At 63.5% G+C, this 19,075-nt stretch carries 19 protein-coding genes; 12 read left to right on the top strand and 7 right to left on the bottom strand.

The genetic code is table 11. The features are described from left to right. Positions 1 to 3 precede the first annotated feature (3 nt). From OHD58_RS07040 to OHD58_RS06990, 11 genes are all read left to right on the top strand, one after another. The gene (locus tag OHD58_RS07040) at positions 4 to 924 is read left to right on the top strand and encodes an ABC transporter permease (RefSeq protein WP_263802368.1); all 921 of its coding nucleotides are present in this window, start codon (positions 4 to 6) and stop codon (positions 922 to 924) included. Continuing rightward, positions 917 to 1,717 carry an ABC transporter permease gene (locus OHD58_RS07035; RefSeq protein WP_263802367.1) on the top strand — a complete coding sequence of 267 codons (801 nt, stop codon included), beginning with the start codon at positions 917 to 919 and terminating at the stop codon, positions 1,715 to 1,717. The genes OHD58_RS07040 and OHD58_RS07035 overlap by 8 nt, the downstream gene beginning before the upstream one ends. 20 nt (positions 1,718 to 1,737) lie before the next feature. Then, positions 1,738 to 2,772 (top strand): extracellular solute-binding protein, encoded by a 1,035-nt coding sequence (locus OHD58_RS07030; RefSeq protein WP_263802366.1) that lies wholly within the window; start codon positions 1,738 to 1,740, stop codon positions 2,770 to 2,772. A 418-nt stretch (positions 2,773 to 3,190) separates the two neighbouring features. Beyond that, a complete protein-coding gene (locus OHD58_RS07025) occupies positions 3,191 to 3,658 on the top strand; it encodes a MucR family transcriptional regulator (RefSeq protein WP_263802365.1) in 468 nt (155 codons plus the stop codon). 368 nt (positions 3,659 to 4,026) lie between these two features. Continuing rightward, positions 4,027 to 4,527: a hypothetical protein gene (locus OHD58_RS07020; protein WP_263802364.1), complete on the top strand. Its 501-nt coding sequence runs from the start codon at positions 4,027 to 4,029 to the stop codon at positions 4,525 to 4,527. 10 nt (positions 4,528 to 4,537) lie between these two features. Continuing rightward, positions 4,538 to 5,836: an imelysin family protein gene (locus OHD58_RS07015; RefSeq protein ID WP_412177171.1), complete on the top strand. Its 1,299-nt coding sequence runs from the start codon at positions 4,538 to 4,540 to the stop codon at positions 5,834 to 5,836. A 65-nt stretch (positions 5,837 to 5,901) separates the two neighbouring features. After that, a complete protein-coding gene (locus tag OHD58_RS07010; protein ID WP_263802363.1) occupies positions 5,902 to 6,213 on the top strand; it encodes a (2Fe-2S)-binding protein in 312 nt (103 codons plus the stop codon). Further along, a complete protein-coding gene (gene bfr, locus OHD58_RS07005; RefSeq protein WP_263802362.1) occupies positions 6,179 to 6,670 on the top strand; it encodes a bacterioferritin in 492 nt (163 codons plus the stop codon). Before OHD58_RS07010 ends, bfr begins: the two co-directional genes overlap by 35 nt. Before the next feature lie 288 nt (positions 6,671 to 6,958). After that, positions 6,959 to 8,443 (top strand): di-heme oxidoredictase family protein, encoded by a 1,485-nt coding sequence (locus tag OHD58_RS07000; protein ID WP_263802361.1) that lies wholly within the window; start codon positions 6,959 to 6,961, stop codon positions 8,441 to 8,443. Further along, a complete protein-coding gene (locus tag OHD58_RS06995) occupies positions 8,443 to 9,522 on the top strand; it encodes an imelysin family protein (RefSeq protein WP_263802360.1) in 1,080 nt (359 codons plus the stop codon). Before OHD58_RS07000 ends, OHD58_RS06995 begins: the two co-directional genes overlap by 1 nt. Then, positions 9,519 to 10,616, top strand: a complete 1,098-nt coding sequence (locus tag OHD58_RS06990; protein WP_263802736.1) for a DUF1513 domain-containing protein — start codon at positions 9,519 to 9,521, stop codon at positions 10,614 to 10,616. The genes OHD58_RS06995 and OHD58_RS06990 overlap by 4 nt, the downstream gene beginning before the upstream one ends. 28 nt (positions 10,617 to 10,644) lie before the next feature. On the opposite strand, the gene phnN is transcribed toward OHD58_RS06990, so the two are convergent. The 7 genes from phnN to phnC all read right to left on the bottom strand — a co-directional run bounded on the left by phnN (position 10,645) and on the right by phnC (position 17,492). Beyond that, positions 10,645 to 11,271: a phosphonate metabolism protein/1,5-bisphosphokinase (PRPP-forming) PhnN gene (phnN, locus tag OHD58_RS06985; RefSeq protein WP_263802359.1), complete on the bottom strand. Its 627-nt coding sequence runs from the start codon at positions 11,269 to 11,271 to the stop codon at positions 10,645 to 10,647. Next, positions 11,268 to 12,404 (bottom strand): alpha-D-ribose 1-methylphosphonate 5-triphosphate diphosphatase, encoded by a 1,137-nt coding sequence (locus tag OHD58_RS06980; RefSeq protein WP_263802358.1) that lies wholly within the window; start codon positions 12,402 to 12,404, stop codon positions 11,268 to 11,270. The genes phnN and OHD58_RS06980 overlap by 4 nt, the downstream gene beginning before the upstream one ends. 1 nt (position 12,405) lies before the next feature. Continuing rightward, positions 12,406 to 13,113 (bottom strand): DUF1045 domain-containing protein, encoded by a 708-nt coding sequence (locus tag OHD58_RS06975; protein WP_263802357.1) that lies wholly within the window; start codon positions 13,111 to 13,113, stop codon positions 12,406 to 12,408. A gap of 101 nt (positions 13,114 to 13,214) precedes the next feature. Then, positions 13,215 to 14,597 carry a phosphonate ABC transporter, permease protein PhnE gene (phnE, locus tag OHD58_RS06970; RefSeq protein ID WP_263802356.1) on the bottom strand — a complete coding sequence of 461 codons (1,383 nt, stop codon included), beginning with the start codon at positions 14,595 to 14,597 and terminating at the stop codon, positions 13,215 to 13,217. A 4-nt stretch (positions 14,598 to 14,601) separates the two neighbouring features. Beyond that, positions 14,602 to 15,555 carry a phosphonate ABC transporter, permease protein PhnE gene (gene phnE, locus OHD58_RS06965; RefSeq protein ID WP_263802355.1) on the bottom strand — a complete coding sequence of 318 codons (954 nt, stop codon included), beginning with the start codon at positions 15,553 to 15,555 and terminating at the stop codon, positions 14,602 to 14,604. 99 nt (positions 15,556 to 15,654) lie between these two features. After that, entirely contained in the window at positions 15,655 to 16,566 is a 912-nt protein-coding gene (gene phnD / locus OHD58_RS06960) for a phosphonate ABC transporter substrate-binding protein (protein WP_263802354.1), read from the bottom strand. 95 nt (positions 16,567 to 16,661) lie between these two features. Continuing rightward, positions 16,662 to 17,492 (bottom strand): phosphonate ABC transporter ATP-binding protein, encoded by an 831-nt coding sequence (gene phnC, locus OHD58_RS06955; protein WP_263802353.1) that lies wholly within the window; start codon positions 17,490 to 17,492, stop codon positions 16,662 to 16,664. Between the two features lie 278 nt (positions 17,493 to 17,770). Here phnC and OHD58_RS06950 point away from each other — a divergent pair, with 278 nt between their 5' ends. Further along, positions 17,771 to 18,769 (top strand): Tim44 domain-containing protein, encoded by a 999-nt coding sequence (locus OHD58_RS06950; protein ID WP_263802352.1) that lies wholly within the window; start codon positions 17,771 to 17,773, stop codon positions 18,767 to 18,769. The last annotated feature ends 306 nt before the right edge of the window (positions 18,770 to 19,075 follow it).

Genomic DNA, 19,075 nt, shown 5'->3' with positions numbered 1-19,075 from the left:
CCGATGGCGGATGCGGCCGAAGCAGCCAAGAACCGGGAGCGCCGCGACCTGCGCAACCGCTGGCTGCTTTCGACCCCGGCGCTGCTCATCATCCTCGTTGCGGCGACCGGCCCGCTGCTGATCGTGCTCCTCTATTCGTTCCTGGCCCCCGGCCCCTATGGCGACGTGAAGTGGCAATTCTCAACCGATGCGTGGGTTTCGGTGCTGCTCGAACGCGACATCTTCGACGACACACTGTCGATCGCCGACGCCCACCTGACGATCTTCTTGCGGTCGGTGAAGCTCGCGCTCGGAACCACCCTGCTGACCCTGCTGTTCGGCTTTCCGACAGCCTATTTCATCGCAACCCGGCCGGAGCGGATGCGCGAAGTCTGGCTGTTCCTGATCACGATTCCGTTCTGGACCAACCTTCTGATCCGTACCTTCGCCGTGCTCGAGATCATCCGCAACGAAGGGATGGTGAATTCGCTGCTCCTCGATCTCGGGCTGATCGAACGGCCGATCCAGATGCTGTTCACCGATTTCGCCATCATGGTCGGCATGGTCTACGTCTACCTGCCGCTGATGGTGCTGCCGCTCTACGCCAGCATGGAAAAACTCGATTTCCGGCTGATCGAGGCGGGCTACGATCTCTACGCCACACGTTTCAAGGTGCTGCGCCGCATCATCTTCCCGCTGGTCAAGCCCGGCGTCATCGCCGGCTCGATCCTCGTCTTCATTCCCGCGCTCGGCGCCTATGTGACGCCTTCGGTGCTGGGCGGCGGCAAGAACCTGATGCTCGGCAACCTGATCGAATTGCAGTTCGGCCAGGGCCGCAACTGGCCGCTGGGGGCAGCACTTTCGATCACGCTGATGGCAATCGTCATGGTGGCGCTGCTCGCCTATGTCCGCAATGCCGGTTCGTCCGAGGTCCGGCATGGCTAGGAACTTCTCGATCCAGCGCCAGACGGGCTTCACCACAATCGCGGTCATCTGCTTCGTGGCGCTCTACGCGCCGATCGTCATCCTCGTCGTCTATGCCTTCAACTCGGGGAGTTCGATCGCCAACTGGGAAGGCTTCTCGCTGCGCTGGTTCGCGCAGGCATGGAACAACAACCAGGTCATCGAGGCCTCGTGGCGGTCGCTGCGCATTGCCTCGGCAGCGGCGGTGCTGGCAACGATCGCGGCGACGATGGCGGCGCTGGCGACCACGCGCACGGCGCCCTATCGCGGCCTGACCTTCAAATACGCCTTCATCAACCAGCCGCTTATGGTGCCGGAAATCGTAACCGCGGTGGCGCTGCTAATCTTCTTCTCACGCATCAAGGTGGCGACCGGCTATTCCGGGCTCGGCTACCTGATCCTTGCGCACACCGCCTTCTGCATCCCGTTCGCCTACCTGCCGATCCGGGCGCGGCTGGAAGGCATGGACCTGACGCTCGAACGGGCGGCGGCCGATCTCTATGCCACGCCCTGGCAGACCTTCCGCCGCATCACGCTGCCACTGCTCTGGCCGGGCATCCTGGCCGGACTGATGCTCGCCTTCGTGATTTCGCTCGACGACGTCGTCATCACCAATTTCGTCAAATCCGGCGGCCAGGACACGCTACCCACCTACATGCTCGGGCAACTCAGACGCGCCATCACGCCCGAGATGAACGCGATTTCGACCGTCTTCCTGCTCCTGTCGGTCGGCATCGTGACGCTGTTCTTTTTCATCAGCAGGAAGCAAGATTAACGGGAAATGGGAGACCGATCATGAACTGGAAATACGCCGCGACGGCCGCCGGCATCGCGCTGCTCGCCTCGACGGGCATGGCAAGCGCCGAAGGCGAACTCAACATCTACAACTGGGGCAACTACACGAGCCCCGAAATGATCAAGAAGTTCGAGGACACCTACAAGGTCAAGGTGACCATCACAGACTACGATTCCAACGACACCGCGCTGGCCAAGATCCGCCAGGGCGGCCACGGCTTCGACATCGTGGTGCCTTCGCAGAACTATGTGCCGATCTGGATATCGGAGGGCCTGCTGCAGGAGACGCGTCCCGACCAGATGGAAAACTTCAAGAACGTCGCCGAGGAATGGAAAGGCACCGACTTCGATCCGGGCCGCCACTACACCGTGCCGTGGGCGATGGGCACCGTCGGCGTCGTCGTCAACACCGACGTCTACAAGGGCGACATCAACACCTGGGGCATCATTTTCGACACGCCGGACGAACTGAAAGGCAAGGTCAACGTCGTGCCGGAGATGACCGACGTGATCGATGCCGCCGTGCTCTACAATGGCGGCAAGAAGTGCACCGGCGACCTCGAGGTACTGAAAAAAGTCCGCGACACGCTGATCGCCGCCAAGCCAAACTGGGTGGCGATGGAATACGGCACTATCGAGAAGATGCTGGCCGGCGATTTCGCCGCCGGCAGCGACTGGAACGGCTCGGCCCTGCGCCAGCGGCTGCAGAACCCTGCCATCCACTACGGTTATCCCAAGGAGGGATTCGTCAACTGGAGCGACAATGTCGGTGTGCTGAAGGACGCCAAGAACGTCGAAAACGCCAAGCTGTTCCAGAATTTCATGATGGACCCGGAGAATGCCGGCATGAACTCCGGCTTCCACCGCTACGCCAACGGCATTGCCGGCTCCGACAAGTTCATGCCCGACGACATGAAGGGCGCGCCGGAAGTCGAGGTGCCGGCCGAATTCAAATCGCTGGGCGTGCCGTCGCAGACCTGCCCGCCCGAGGTCCAGGAACTCTACACCAGGATCTGGACTGAACTGCAGAAATAGCCTTCCAACGGCCCCGACGGAGAACCGCCGGGGCCGTTGATGATTGGTGTCGCGGCGATTTATCGGGGCGGGGGTTCAGGCTCGGAAGAGGTGCGGGCTCACGTCGGCAGGCCGACAAAGGCGGTCACCACGCAAGCCACCGCCGCAAGCAGGCATAAAGCGATCATGGACCGTTTGCGCCATGAAGGCGGCGGGGCGTCCCAATTGTATGAACTCATTTTCATCCTCGGTCGCCTCATGCGAACGGTATGCGGAATGGCCGAATGACCGAATCGGACCGGATAAGTCATCACGGCATGTAATGGTTAGAGCGATATGGTGAACAAAAGCTTAGTCATAGAGTAATCACAGGTCTCTATGAGATTTGCGCCGGCTGTGCTACATGGTGCAATCGTTTGCATGGGAGTATACCGGAAGCATGAGCCAACATTCGGTCGTTGCCAGGAATGTCGCCGTAGCCGCCGATATCGTGGCGGCGTATGTCTCGCACAATGCGGTTCCGCTGCCCATGCTCACCAGCCTGATCGCCGAAGTCCATCAAGCTCTGCTGGGACTGCGAGGGACCCAGGAGCCGGTTGCCATCCCGCTGGTGCCGGCGGTGCCGGTGAAGAGGTCGATCTACCCAGACTATGTCATCTGCCTTGAGGACGGCAAGAAATTCAAATCCCTGAAACGGCATCTCAGAAGCCGCTATGACATGACCCCCGATGAGTATCGCCGGAAATGGAACCTGCCGGCGGACTATCCGATGGTGTCGCCGAACTATGCCGCAAGGCGGTCCGAGCTTGCCAGGGGAATGGGTCTCGGCCAGGCGGCAAGCGAACCTGCTCCGGTAAGCAAACCTGCCCCGGCGCGCGGCAGAAAGACGCGGGCGACTGCGAAGTAAGCGCCTGCATCCCGCGGAGCCAGGCGTAAGAAGGCGGTACTGCCAGGTTTTGCGCCGGCTCGATCAAAGTTGAGCGGACCAGTTTAGAATAATTCTAACCTATTGATTTAAAGTACATTTCCATCCAATCCAGTTGACTTTGATCGGCGTAGGCGTTTTATGACGAAGCGCTCATGGAGCGCATCCCTTTGATGTTTGGGCCTTGAACCCTTTCGATTGGAGGACGTCATGTCTCAATCACGCGAGCCGCGCTGCCGCGCGGCGCTCCTGCCTTCCTGCCGGCTTTCAGACCGGTTCGCATCGACCTCCGAGTCCGGCGGACTGCTTGCGCAGCGTTGCCCGCCGACGCCGTTGGTCCGGGAGCAGGCATGAGGTCCAGCGTTCCCGATCACCATGAAGGCTGCTATTTCGAGCGCCCGCCGGAGAAGCTGGTGCTCGAAGGCTACCGCCGCTGGATGGCGGGGTTCGAGACCGGCTCGGTGACGCCGTGGGAAATGACCTTTTCGCTGTACACCGGCATGCTCGGGGCGGCAGAAGGCCGGCGGGCGCTTTCGGAACTGTCGCATTTCGTACGCACGCTGCGCCAATGCGCCGCCTGCCCGCTCAGAAGTTTTCCCTTCGGCGCCCACCATATCTGCCGCGACGAATGCCTGACGCTCGGTCTCATCGCCGGCCTGCAGCATGGCGATGAAGCGACCACGCTGACCTGCCTGCGCGGCGTGTCGTGCCCGGGCCGCAGCCGCGAGATCGGTGAGGCCGCTGCCGGCTTTGCGGACATCCTGGCCGGCCTGCAACAGATCCTGCTGCCGATCCCGCAACATGCGATCGAAGATGTTTTATCGCGCGCTGCGCGCGCGACCGTTCACTGAGGAGACGACAATGAGCATCGGCCTGACCAGATATTCCGGAAGACTGGCGGCGATTGCCGCAACAGGGGCGCTGACCGCGGCCATTTTCGTGCTGCCGGCCAAGGCCGATACAGACCCGAAGGCGGTGCTGACCACCTATTCCGACATCGCACTGGCGAAATTCGAGGACTCGCTGACCACGGCCAAGGCGCTCGACGGCGCCGTGGACGCGCTGATCGCGACGCCGTCCGAAGAGACGCTGAAGGCGGCGCGCGAGGCCTGGAAGGCGGCACGCATTCCCTACCAGCAGACCGAGGTCTACCGGTTCGGCAACGCCATCGTCGACGATTGGGAAGGCCGGGTGAATGCCTGGCCGCTGGACGAAGGCCTGATCGACTATGTCGACAAGGGCTACGGCACCGAATCCGACGAGAACACGCTCTACACGGCCAATGTGATCGCCAATCCGGCGATCGAGATCAACGGCGAGAAAGTCGACGCTGCGAAGATCACGCCCGAACTTATCGCGGGCACCCTGCAGGAAGCCGGCGACATCGAGGCGAATGTCGCCTCGGGCTACCATGCGATCGAATTCCTGCTCTGGGGCCAGGACCTCAACGGCACCGAGGCCGGCGCCGGCAGCCGGCCCTACACCGACTATGACACCAAAAACTGCACGGGCGGCAATTGCGAACGGCGCGCCGAGTATCTGGCCGCAGCCTCCGACCTGCTGGTCGCCGACCTCGAGGAGATGGTCGCCAATTGGGGGCCGGAAGGTGCGGCCCGCAAGGGCCTGCTCGAAGGCGACCCGAAAGCCGGCATCTCGACCATCCTCACCGGCATGGGCTCGCTGTCCTACGGCGAACTCGCGGGCGAGCGCATGAAACTCGGCCTTCTGCTGCACGACCCGGAAGAAGAGCATGACTGCTTCTCCGACAATACCCATATCTCGCATCTCTATGATGCCGTCGGCATCCGCGACGCCTACCGCGGCAGCTACAAGCGGGTCGACGGCAGCGTCGTCGCGGGGCCTTCGGTTTCGGCCATGGTCAAGGAAACCGATGCGGCGATCGACACCGAGCTTTCCGGCAAGCTCGACGCGACGGTCGCCAAGATGGAAGCCATCCAGGCGCGCGCCGTCGGCGGCGAGGCCTACGACCAGCAGATCGGCGAAGGCAATGCCGAGGGCAACGCCGCCGTGCAGGCCGCCATCGACGCGCTGGTCGACCAGACCAAGTCGATCGAACGGGCGGTTGCGGCGCTGAAGCTCGATACGATCGCCTTCGAAGGATCGGACAGCCTCGACGCGCCGGACAAGGTCTTCCAGTAAGGCCCCGGATCGCCAAACACCCAGCCAAACGGCGCACGTCGCCGTCAGCCATTCCCGAGTACGAAATGCTGATCTGCCATTGCAATATCATTACCGAAAAGGAGATCGAACAGACGATCATCCAGTTGCTCGATGAGGATCCCTGGACCCTCATCGTACCCGCGAAAGTCTACCATACGCTGCAAAAGCGAGGACGCTGTTGCGGCTGCTTCCCAAATGTGGTCGAAACGATCATTCGGGTCACCGAGAACTACCACTCGCGTTCGGAGGCGAACGGAGCGGATATCGTTTCACACTTGGACCGCGTCCGCGGACTGCGGATCCAATACGGGAGCACTACCCATGAAAGGCGAAAAACAGATCATCGAGCGGCTTAACGAGGCTCTCTTTCTGGAGCTCGGAGCCGTCAATCAATATTGGCTGCATTACCGCCTTCTCGAAGACTGGGGCTACATCAAGCTGGCCAAGAAGGAGCGCGCGGAATCGATCGAGGAAATGCACCATGCCGACCGGATCGTGGCGCGCATCATCTTCCTCGAAGGCCATCCGAACCTGCAATCGGTGGCGCCGCTGCGCATTGGGCAGAATGTGAAGGAAGTGTTGGAATCCGATCTTGCCGGCGAATACGACGCGCGCACCTCGTACAAGAAATCGCGCGAGATCTGCCAGGAACTGGGCGACTACGTGACCATGCAACTGTTCGAGGAACTGCTGAAGGACGAGGAGGGCCATATCGACTTCCTCGAAACGCAGCTCGACCTGCTCGCCTCGATCGGCGACGCCAAGTACGGCCAGCTCAACGCGGCTTCCGCGGACGAGGCGGAAGGACACTAAGGACATGCGGGCATGCGGCGCGCCCTGAGTTTTCTGCGCCGCGGGCCGCATATTTGGTTGGCTCCAAGAGCGATCCAACCGCGTTGCGAATTTGTACCCCCACCCCTAACCCCTCCCCTCAAGGGGGAGGGGGACAAACGTTCCACCGTTCCGGCTAAGACCATTTTGGTTTGGCTTCGAGCGGCATACAGTGGAGCTTTCCCCTCCCCCTTGAGGGGAGGGGTTAGGGGTGGGGGTACTCTGATAGCCCGTCAGCTTACCAGCCTCGCCCTGATCCTTGGATTTTCAGTGGCACCGACTTTTGCCGGCTCGCCGGAACCGGCTCCCCTCCCCACCTCCCGCACCGACCTGTCCGCCAAAGACCTGGCGCGCGTGACCGCCATTACAAAGCCGACCACCGATTTCTCCAAGCCGGAACAGTTCGAGCCGATGCAGGGCGGGGCCGGAACCTCGCGCAAGCGCGTCAACCAGGATGCGTTCTCGCATTCGTCCGCCAACCTGACTTTCGAGGAGGAAGGCACGTTCAAGCTCGGCAACGGGCTGTTCCGCAAGCTCTGGGTTTCCTCGCCGTCGTCGACCCAGGCCTCGGACGGGCTGGGGCCGCTGTTCAACGCGCGCGCCTGCCAGAGCTGCCACCTGAAGGATGGGCGCGGACACCCGCCGGAAGGCAATACCGACGCAACCTCGATGTTTCTCAGGCTGGCGCGCGAAGCAACAACCGCCGAGGAACAGGCGGCTCGCGCCGACGGCAACGCGCTCAATTTTCCCGATCCGGTCTACGGCACGCAGTTGCAGGATCTCGCCGTGCCCGGCCTTGCCGGCGAAGGCAAGATGAAGATCTCCTATGAGGAGACCCCCGTCACGCTCGGCGACGGCACCACGCTTTCGCTGCGCAAGCCAACCTACGGCATCGAGAACCTGGCCTACGGTCCACTGGCGCCCGGCACCACGCTGTCGCCCAGGGTGACGCCGCAGATGATCGGCCTCGGGCTGGTCGAGCAGATCCATCCGGCCGATATCCTTGCCATGGCCGACCCCGGCGACAGGGACGGCGACGGGATTTCCGGCAAGCCGTCGATCATGCGCGACGCGCGGAGCGGCGAGCCGGTGCTCGGACGCTTCGGCTGGAAGGCACAGACGCCGTCGATCCGCCAGCAGACGGCAGACGCGTTCGCCGGCGACATCGGCATTTCGACGCCGGAGGTGCCACGCCACTGGGGCGATTGTACCGAAGCCGAGAAGGACTGCCGCGCCCTGCCCAACGGCGTGCAGGAGCGGCTCGGACCGGTCGAAGCACCGCCGCCGGTGATGGACCTCGTCACCTTCTATTCGCAGAATCTCGCGGTTCCGGTCCGCCGTGACGTCGGCAATGCCGACGTGCTGGCCGGCAAGAAGGTCTTTTACGCGCTCGGCTGCGTTTCCTGCCACACGCCGAAATTCGTCACCCGGCGCGACGCCCCGAACAAGGCGCAGGCCTTTCAGCTGATCTGGCCGTATTCCGACTTCCTGCTGCACGACATGGGTGGCGGGCTGGCCGACGGACAACAGGTCGGCGACGCGACCGGCACCGAATGGCGTACGCCGCCGCTGTGGGGCATCGGACTGACCAAACGGGTCAACGGACACACGTTCTTCCTGCATGACGGCCGCGCCCGCAACCTGACCGAGGCGATCCTCTGGCACGGCGGCGAGGCGCAGAAGGCGCGGGACGGGTTTGCGGCGCTGGCCAAGCAGGAGCGCGATGCGCTCGTCAAATTCCTGGAGTCGCTCTGATGCCTTCCTTTCTTCGAGTCGCTTTGATTGGCCTTCTGCTCTGCGTCACCGGTGCGGCAAATGCCGCAGAGATCGACGTCAAGACGGTGGTCACCAGAAGCATCGGCGACTTCGTGCGGCCCGGCTATGTCCGCCTGCATGACACCACCGCTTCGCTCAGCCAAGCAGTCGGCGGCCTGTGCAAAACGCCGTCCGACGCCTCGCTCGAAGCGGCCCGCGACGCCTTCTCGGCGACGGTCGATTCCTGGTCGTCGATCGAGATGATCCGCTTCGGGCCGGTGACGGAGAAGAACCGGCTGGAGCGCATCCTGTTCTGGCCGGACCGCAAGAGCATCGGGTTGAAGCAGGTGCAGGCCGCGCTCGCCGACAAGGACCCGACGGCCATCGACTCCACGCAGCTTGCCCGCAAGAGCGTCGCCATGCAGGGGCTCGGCGCGCTCGAATTCGTGCTTTATGGCACCGGCGCGGAGGAATTGTCCGGCGAGGCCGGCGCTTTCCGCTGTGCCTATGGCCTAGCGATCTCGAAAAACCTCGAGACCATTGCCGGCGAACTCGTGGCCGAATGGGCCGATCCGGTAGGGTTTTCGCAGAAATGGCAGGAGTTCGGGCCGCGGAACCCACTCTATCGCGACGACAGCGAAGCTCTGACCGAACTGCTCGAAGTCTTCGTCAACGGACTGGAACTGATCCGCGACCAGCGGCTCGGAGGCTTCCTCGGTGCCGACGAAAAGGCCGACAAGCCCAAGCAGGCGGTGCTCTGGCGCTCCGGCAAGACGGCGGACACGCTTGCCGCCAATATGGAGGGGCTGAAGGCGCTGCTGGACGCCTCCGGCATCGGACCTGCGCTGCCCGAGACCGCGCGCTGGATCGGCCAGTCGGCCGATTTCGAGTTCAACAATGCGATCACCGCGGCCAAGGCAGCCAGGGGTCCGGTCGCTGATGTTCTGGCCGACCCGGCCAAACGAGGCAAGCTGGCCTATTTCGGCGTGGTGACGTCGAGCCTCACGGAAATCTTCGGCACACGGCTCTCGGCCGAACTCGGATTGACGGCCGGCTTCTCCTCGCTGGATGGAGACTGACAATGCGCCTGATCGATCGCCGCGTCTTCCTGAAGGCCGCCGGCGCCAGCTTCATGGCGTCGCTGTCGCCGCAATCGCTCCACGCTGTCGAGGCCGCGGATGCCGTCTTCGCCACCGCCTACCAGCGGCGTGACGGCGCCTATGGCGTCGCGGTGCTGTCGGAAGACCGCAAGATCGTTTTCTCCGCCGACCTGCCGGAGCGTGGCCATGACGTGACCTTCGATCCCGTATCGCAGCGCGCGGTGGTGTTCGCGCGGCGGCCGGGAACCTTCGCGGTTGTCTTCGATCACACAGAGCGTAAGCAGCCACTAACCATCCCCAGTATCGACGGCCGGCATTTCTTCGGCCATGGCGTCTTTTCGCCGGACGGCAAACTGCTTTATGCGACGGAAAACGACTTCGAGAACGCGGCAGGAATGATCGGTGTCTACGACGCATCCGACGGCTTCCGGCGCGTCGGAGAGTTTCCGACGCACGGCATGGATCCACATGAATTGCTGCTGATGCCCGACGGCCGGACGCTGGTGATCGCCAATGGCGGCATCGAAACACATCCGGATTTCGGCCGTGCCAAGCTCAACCTGACGACCATGAAGCCGTCGCTGGTGTTTATCGACCGGATCAGCGGCGACCTGATCGAGGAACATCTGCTGCCCCCGGCGCTGCATCAGTTGTCGATCCGCCACATGGATATCGACGCTGGCGGCGCCGTCTGGTTCGGCTGCCAGTATGAAGGCCCGGCAAGCGACCGGCCGTTGCTCGTCGGCAAGGCAAAGCCCGGTTCCGATCTGACGCTGATCGACATGCCGCAGGACGTGCTCGGCGGTCTGCGCAACTATGTCGGTTCGGTCGCCGCCAATCCGGGCGCCGGCACGGTCGCGGTGTCGTCGCCGCAGGGCAACAGCATGGCGATCATCGATGTCGCCACTAGCGAGATACGCTCATCCCTGTCGCTGAAAGAAGTCTGCGGCCTGGCGCCGGACCAGTCAGCCTTCATGGCCACGACCGGCACCGGCGAGATCGTCGACCCAAAAGGGGAAGCCGTCGACATGCAGGACTATGTCTGGGATAATCACCTGCTGCGGATAATGTAAGCCTTAGCTTACACCAATATTCGAACAGTTAAACGGAACCGTCGAGATCCGCGTGTGCGATCGCCTTCCGGACGATTTCCAGAAAACGTTCGCCGGCCTCGTCGCGCGCGCCGCTGTTGTCGATGGTGATGACGTCGGCGCTGCGGTCGACCGGTGCCGTACGGGCCAGCCGCGCCAGCACCTCGCCGCGGGATTCGCGGCCGCGCGCGGACAGGCGCTCGGCCAGGATATCGTGCCGTGCGGTGATTTCAACCACGGCGACATTGGCATAGCGCTGGCGAAGCGCTGCAAGCGCGCCACGCGACAGATTGGCGATGGCGACGCGACCGTCGGCAATAGTCCTGTCGACGCTGGCGGGCAGGCCGTATTTCAACCCGTGTGCAGGCCAGGAAAGCGCGAAGGCGCCGTGCTTTTCTGCCTCGTCGAAGGCAGCGTCGGCCAGCGTGTCGTGGTCTTCGGACCCGGCGTCGCTCGGCCGGGTGATGACGCGGCGGACAAATTCGACGCCGCTGTCGTCATCCAGCCGTTCGCGGGCGTAATCGATGATCGTGTCCTTGCCGGCGCCGCTAGGCCCGACAACGGCGATGAAGACGCCGCCGCGGAGCGGAAACGCGGCGCTGGTCAGCTCGCGCTCGATCAGAGCCGAAACCATCACGCGACGCGGCGCCCTTCACGCCACACGGTGCGGACGACCGGCACATGCTCGTCGACGCGGACGCGCACGAGATCGGCCCGGCGGCCGATTTCGATGACGCCGCGATCTTCGAGCCCGACCGCCTCGGCCGGGTTCTTCGACACCATGGCAACCGCCTGCGGCAAGGAGATACCGTCGACGACGTCGCCCAGGAAGAAGGCCGACTGGATCAGGCTGAACGGAATGTAGTCGGATGACAGGATGTCGAGCATGCCGCCTTCGGCCAGCGTGCGGGCCGAGACGTTGCCGGAATGCGAGCCGCCGCGCATAACGTTGGGCGCGCCCATCAGCACACCGAGGCCGGCATCCTTGGAGGCACGGGCAGCGGCCTCCGTGGTCGGGAACTCGGCAACGCGGATGCCCTGCTGCACGGCTTCGTCGACATGGGCGACGGTGGCGTCGTCGTGGCTGGCGAGCACGATGCCACGCGCCTTGCAGGCAGCAGCGATCGCGGCCCGGTTGGGTGAGGAATTGACTGCCGATTGCGCCATGCGGCGCTCGCAGAATATCCGGAACGCCTCGTCCGACATCTTCAGCTTGCCCTTGTAGTAGATGGCGTAGGTTTCGAGTTTGGCGAACTGGCGCTGTCCGGGCGCATGGTCCATCAGCGACGCGAGTTTCACGCGTTCGTCGCCATCGAAATAGCTGAAGCCCTGCTGGCAGTCGGGAGCCGAGACCTCGCAGCGCAGGTGGATGAAATGATCGGCGCGCACGCGGTCGTGGCGAACGCTGTCCTCGATAGCATCGGCGAGCTTGCGCATTTCCTGCGCGGTCATGTCGGAGTCCTCGTCGATGCCGACGCGCAAGGCGTCGAACACCGTGGTGATGCCGGCCGTCGCCACCTGCGCGTCGTGGGCAAGCACGGCGGCGATCGGGTTCCAGCGCACTTTCGGACGCGGCGCGTAGTGGCCTTCGAGGTGGTCAGTATGGAGTTCGACGAGACCCGGGATGATGTAGTCGCCGCCCATGTCCTCGCCGGCATCGCCGCCGGTGGAAACATCGGCGATCTTGTCGTCGCGGATTAGGACCGATCCGGTAAGCACCTCGTCGGCGAGTACGATGCGCGCATTGCTCAAAATGGTTTCAGTGGTCATTTCAGGCAGTCTTTCTTTCCCGCCGGCGACCCAGCGGATGGTACGATTGCACGTGGAACGGCGCGCCAGGCTCCGGTTCGACGAAAAGCGCCACGCCGTCGACCGCCACCGGTTCGTCGAGCACCGCGCCGAAAAACTCCTCGATGGCGCCGCGGATTCGCGGCGCCTCGCCGTCGTTCACCCGGCCGGTCACTGTCATGTGGAAACGGAACGCCTCGAAAACGTAGGGATAGCCCCACTGATAGAGGTTGCGGAATTCGAGCGGGCTCAGCGAATCGGGGCTGCGCCGTTCGATCTCAGTCTCGGAAAGCGGCGCACGGAACCGCTCGAAGGCAACCACCACATCGTCGGCAAAACGGTTCAGTTCGGGCAACGGCGCCTCGGGAACGAGCGCGAAAAAGCTGTCGATCTGCCGAATCGCCAGTTGGGGGATGACCACCGGCGCCATGCCTTCGGCAAACACTTCCATCGCCTTGATCAACGATGCCTCGGTTTCGGTTCCGGCCAGACGGAACGGTGCCTTCAACGTGGCGTGGAATCCGTAACGGCGCGCCGCGGCAGTGTGGAAGGCGATTTCGGCAGGGGAAAGGCGGCCGATCGCCGGAGCCGGCGCGGCGGTACCGGTAAACGGATCGCGGCCGAGCCAGTTCGCCGCCACGCGGGTCAGCGGGTCGTCTCGTTCCGGGGTGAAATAAATCGCGTAGCGCATGAAGCATTTCCTCGCCAGGCCGATGCCATAGGCGATTTGCGTGACAGAATAACGAAGCAGTGGCGCTTTTTCGCTGATACCAGAATTGCCCGCTCAAATCATCAGTCGATGACCGTCCGTCCGATCAGGCGCCGGCGTAGCACGTTGGAAATGTTGTCGAAGACGAAGACGACGATCAGGATCAGCAGCACCATGTAGGCGACGTTCTCCCAGTCGGAATTGGTGCGCATGGCTTCCCAGAGCTTCAGGCCGATACCGCCAGCGCCGACGGCGCCGATGATTGTGGCCGAGCGCGTGTTCGATTCCCAGAAATAGAGCGACTGGCTGAGGAACACCGGCAGCACCTGCGGCACGACGCCGTAGCGCTGCACCAGCGACGGCGCCGCGCCGACCGAGCGAATGCCCTCGCGCTGCTTGTCGTCGATGTTTTCCAGGGCTTCGGAATAGAGCTTTCCGAATGTGCCGGTGTCGGTGAAGAAGATCGCCGAAATGCCGGCAAGCGGTCCCGGCCCGAAGGCGCGGGTGAAGAACAGCGCCCAGATCAGCATGTCGACGGAACGCAGAAAATCGAAGAAACGCTTGAACAATTGGTTGGCGAAGCGGTTCGGCGTGATGTTGCGGGCGGCGACGAACGCCAGCGGGAAGGCCAGGGCCGAGGCGAAGACTGTGCCGACGAACGCCATGACGATGGTCTGCAGCAGCTTCGTCCAGACATCGCCATGCTGCCACTCGGAATTGTTCCAGATGTTGTCCCAGGCAAGCGCTGCATTCGACATTTCGGGCTTCAGGCGCGGTCCGGACAGGAGCAGCGACAGCACCTCGCCCGCCGATTTTCCCCAGAACGGCGAATTGCCGTCGAAGACGAAGTTTTCCCAGCCGAAGAAGCGGTGGCGGATCTTGACCTCGTCGGCCTCGATCTCGGCCCTGCCGGCAAATCCGAACGAGACGATGAGCTTCTCGCCCGGTGTCTTCTGCTCGGCCCATTGCGGCAACGCGCCTCGCGCCGTGACGCGCTCGTCCGGCACGATGTCGATCACCAGCGTCTCGTTGCCACGCACGACGGTCACCAGCCGCGGCGTGATGTCGAGACTGTTGTCCCTTCCGATGCCGATGACGGCACGCTCGGCGACGCCCTCGACGCCGGGCGGCGGCGCACCGGCGGGCTCGAGCGTTACCCAATCCGGCTGCCTGTCCGCCTGGTAGGTGGAAAAGCGCGCATAGGTGACGTCGAGCCGGTCACCGCGAAACTCCACGGTCGGACGGATTTCATAGCTTACCCAGTCGGCGAGATAGATGCCGGCGATGCCCCAGTTGCCGCCGGCGAGCACGCTGCCCACGGCGAAGAACCACCATGCGAAAACCAGATAGGAGGCGATGCCGAGGCCGACCAGCCAGCCGGTCCGGCGTTTGCGCTGCGAACCGGCAAAGACCTCGGGGTAGCGCGCGGAAATGTCGTCGATCTCGGCTGCGGACAAGGTTGCCATGGCATCAGTCTCCGCGGCCGAAAGCAAAGGCCTGTTCGCCGACCAGCTTCTTGCGCAACCATGCGGAAAGCTGGTCGACGCCGATGATGGTCAAAAGCAAGAGTAGGATGATCGCCAGCGTCTTGGCCTCGTGGGTGCGGCTGATCGAGAGCCGCAGTACCTCGCCGATGCCGCCGCCGCCGACCGCGCCGATGATGGTCGAAGCGCGCACATTGATCTCGAGGCGCAGCAGCCCATAGCTCAGGAAGTTGGGCATCACTTGCGGGACGATGCCGAACCATACGCGCTCCGGCCAGTTGGCGCCGGCCGCCCGCAGGCCCTCGTCGGGCTTCATGTCGGCGTTTTCGACGACTTCGAAGAACATCTTGCCGAGCGCGCCGACCGTGTGAATGGAGACCGCCAGTATCGCCGGGATCGGCCCGATCGAAAGCACGGCGAGGAAGAAGCCTGCGATGACGATCTCGGGAAAGGCGCGCAGTATTTCCATGAAACGGCGCACGAAGAAGCGGAGCCAGCGCTGCGTGACCAAGTTGGAGGCGGCAAGGAAGCACAGGCAGAAGCCCAACGCGAAACCAACCAGGGTCGAAACGAGCGCGATGTTGATCGTTTCGAGCATCTTGTAGATGTATTCGGGCACGTAAAGCGTGCTGGTCAGGTACACCCGGCCTTCGGGATAATCGTATTTCAGGCTGCCGTCCGCATAGGGCGACGGCAGGTCGAACAGCGCGCGCCATACTTCCCAGCCGTCGCGCGGCATCAGCTGGTCGATGAAATCGAAGACATGCGGCAGCCGGTCCCAGAATTTGCCGGCGTTGCTCTCATTGGCGAACCACAGCGACGCGGACATCGCGACGATCATGAACAGCACGCCACCAATCGTGTAGAGGCGGCGGCGGCTCGCAAGTTCCTGCCAGTGGCGCTCGACGGCAAGTCCGGTGTCGGAAAGGGTTACGCTCATGGATACTCCGGGCATTCCGCGCACATGATCCTTCTGCGGATCATGCCAGGCAGGAACGCGCCGCGGCGGGGCCGCGACGCGTTCGGGTTGCCTGATCGCTTACGAGCCGATCTGCGCCTTGCGGGCGTCGATGATGGGCTGGTAGAATTCCGGGGTCACTTCGGTAAAGCCGGTGAAATCGCCACCCTGGATGGCGGAGAAGCAGGCCGCGTCGGTCTTCGGCAGGTCGACCATGAACTGCTTGAACTTCGACTTGATGCCGGCATCGAGCGAGGTGCGCACGACGACCGGGCCATTCGGGATCAGCGGCGACTTCCAGACCTCGACGAGGTCGTCCATGTCGAGGATGCCCTTCTCGACCATCTTGGCGAGATTGCCCGAGGTATAGCCCTTATCCCAGTCGCCGACGCCCGAGCCGAAGGTGGTGCCGACATCGAAGGTGCCCTTGAGTACTTCGAGGACGAGGTTCTCGTGGCCGCCGCCGAAGCCAGTTTCAGCGACGTAATCCTTGACTGCGGTGCCGCCGAGATCCTTCGGCAGCGATGTGACCGGGATCAGGTAGCCCGAGGTCGAATCCGGATCGGCGAAACCGAGCTTCTTGCCCTTGATGTCTTCGAGTTTGGTGATGCCCGAATCCTTCTTGGCGACCATGATCGAATAGTAGCCGGTCGAGCCGTCGGTCTGCACGGTGGTCAGGATCGGCTCGACGGCATCCTTGTTCTCGAGATAGATCTTGGCGTAGCCCGAGGCGCCGAGTTCGGCGTAGTCGAGCGTGCCGCCGAGCAGGCCCTGGATGGTGCCGTCATAATCGGCGGCCGGGAACAGCGAGACCTTCTCGACGCCGAGCACGGCGGGAAGCTTGTCGACAAGGCACTGGAAGTTGCGCAGGCGGTCGGCTTCGTTCTCGCCGCCGATCAGGCCGATGCGGAAATCCTTGAGGTCTTCGGCCTGGGCGGCGCCGACCATGAGGGCGGTCAGCGCGACAGCGCTGTAAAGTGCTTTCCTGAGCATGGATATCTCTCCTGTTGGACCGGCCATCCGCCGGCGTTCTGCTTCATCGATGACAAGGCCCATGACGCGGGCAAGGCGATCCCGGAGGCTCAGAGCTACGCCAGGGCGGGCTGCAAGGGTCCGGCGGATACTGTCGGCTTCTGCGAACGAATGCTGGTCGAGGTGATGGCCTCGGAGATCTCCGAGCCGTCGCCGTCGGCGCCGTAGACCATGCGCACGGCGTCGCGGGTAAGGTCTTCGGGGGCGCCGTCGAAGACCACCTGGCCGCCCGCCATGCCGATGATGCGGTTGCAATAGGCGCGCGCCGTGTCGAGCGTGTGGAGGTTGGTGATGACCGTGATGCCTTCGCGCAGGTTGATATCCTGCAGGGCGTCCATGACCACCTTAGCGTTGAGCGGATCGAGCGAGGCGATCGGCTCGTCGGCGAGGACCATCTTGGGCTGCTGCATCAAGGCGCGCGCGATGGCCACCCGCTGCTGCTGGCCGCCGGACAACGTGCCCGCCGGCTGCAAGGCGGTGCGTGCGATGTCGAGACGCTCCAGCGCCGAGATCGCCTGCGCGCGCTCCTCGCGGGAAAAGATGCTGAGCAGGTTCAGCGCGGTCGAGCGATGATTGAGGCGGCCGAGCAGCACATTGGTCAAGACGTCGAGGCGCGGCACCAGGTTGAACTGCTGGAAGATCATGGCGCAGTCGCGCTGCCAGCGGCGCAGCGTCGCACCACGCAAGGCGGACACCTCCGAGCCGTCAAAAAAAATCGACCCCTTGCTGGGATCGATAAGACGGTTGATCATTCTGAGCAGGGTCGATTTGCCGGCGCCGGAGCGGCCGATGATGCCGACCATCTGGCCTTGCGGGATTTCAAGCGCAACGCCATTGACGGCAATGTTCTTGCCGAAGCGGCGCGTGACATCGCGAATTTCAAGCATGACGACTTCCCTGTCCAGCGCGGTTTTCCGCGTCTCCCGGGAATGGCCTAGACCAGCGGCATGAAGCCGCGATGTCGGTTCGATGTCAGTTTTGTTACGCTCCACAGATCCGGCGGTAAGCCTTCGCCACAGCGCGGAACCAACGGGCACGAGGCCTCAACAGCACCGGCCGGGTTCAGGCCGCTCCAGTCTGATTCGGTGATTGCATATCTTTCGCTGGCACTACGGTTGTTAGTGATTATATGAGGTCCGACGTAACCGCTTCACGAGGATCATCGATGCGACTGCCGAATGCCGCCCGGATTGCCACGCTGTTTGCAGGCCTGTTCCTTGCATTCTCCATGGTCGCCATCGACCATGCCGAGGCGCGCCGGGGCGGCAGCTTCGGCAGCCGGGGCACCCGCACCTTCCAGTCGGCGCCGCCGACCCGCACGGCGCCGCAGCAGGCCGCACCGGTCGAACGCTCGATGACGCCCAACACGGGCCAGAACGCCAACCAACCCGGTGCTGCGGCCCGGCAGACGCAGCTTTCGCCGCAGCGTCCCGGTTTCATGAACGGCTTCGGTGGCTCCATGCTGCGCGGGCTGATGCTCGGCGGCCTCATCGGCCTGCTGCTCGGCCAGGGTTTCGGTGGCCTCGCCGGCATGTTCGGCTTCCTGCTGCAGGCGTTGCTGATCGGCGGCGCGATCTGGCTCGTCATCCGCCTGTTCCGCTCGCAGCAGGCGCGTTCGCCCGAACCCGCAATGGCCGGCAATTCCGGCGGCTTTTCCTACCGCGACGCGGCACCGCGCGAGGCCGGCAATTCCCGCGGCTTCAGCATTCCGAGCATTGGCGGCGGTTCGGGCAGCGCGCCGATCGAGGCCGCCGGCGAGGACATCAACCTGACCCAGGCCGACCTCGACACGTTCGAGCGCCAATTGACGGAGGTGCAGGAAGCGTTCGGCCGCGAGGACCACAAGGCGCTGCGCCGGCTGGTGACGCCGGAAATGGTGTCATATCTTTCGGAAGAACTGGCCGACAACGCCCAGAATGGCGTCCGCAACGACGTCTCCGATATCCAGCTGCATCAGGCAGACATTGCCGAAAGCTGGCGTGAAGGCGATCGCGACTACGCGACGGCAGCGCTGCAATATTCGTCGATCGACGTGACCCGCAACCGCGTGACCGGCGAGATCGTCGAGGGTGATGCCGACGAGCCGACCGAAACGACCGAACTGTGGACGTTCGTGCGCCCGAAAGGCGGCGACTGGCAGCTCTCGGCCATCCAGCAAGCCTGAGCCGCAAGCCGACAAAAAAGGGCCGCGCAACAGCGCGGCCTTTTGCATTCGGGCAGCGGCTATCCGCCGTGCTTTCCAGGAACGCTTCCGCTTCGAGCGCGTGGAAGCCGCCAAGCGCGGCGCGCAATCTCGCGTTGCCCGGGAACCGCCGATGGTGAACATTCGGCTCAATTGCGGCCATGCCGGATGTCAGGTCGCAAGCCACGCCGTACCTCTGCGGCCCTTTCATCGATCCGATTCGCTGTTTCATCGAACAGGCGTTGCCTCTGAACGACCTCCACGGCTACCACCGTCGTCGCCATGGGT

Source organism: Mesorhizobium sp. ZC-5 (assembly GCF_025753855.1).
Lineage (GTDB): Bacteria > Pseudomonadota > Alphaproteobacteria > Rhizobiales > Rhizobiaceae > Neomesorhizobium.
This window is presented reverse-complemented; position numbering and strand designations above follow the sequence as displayed.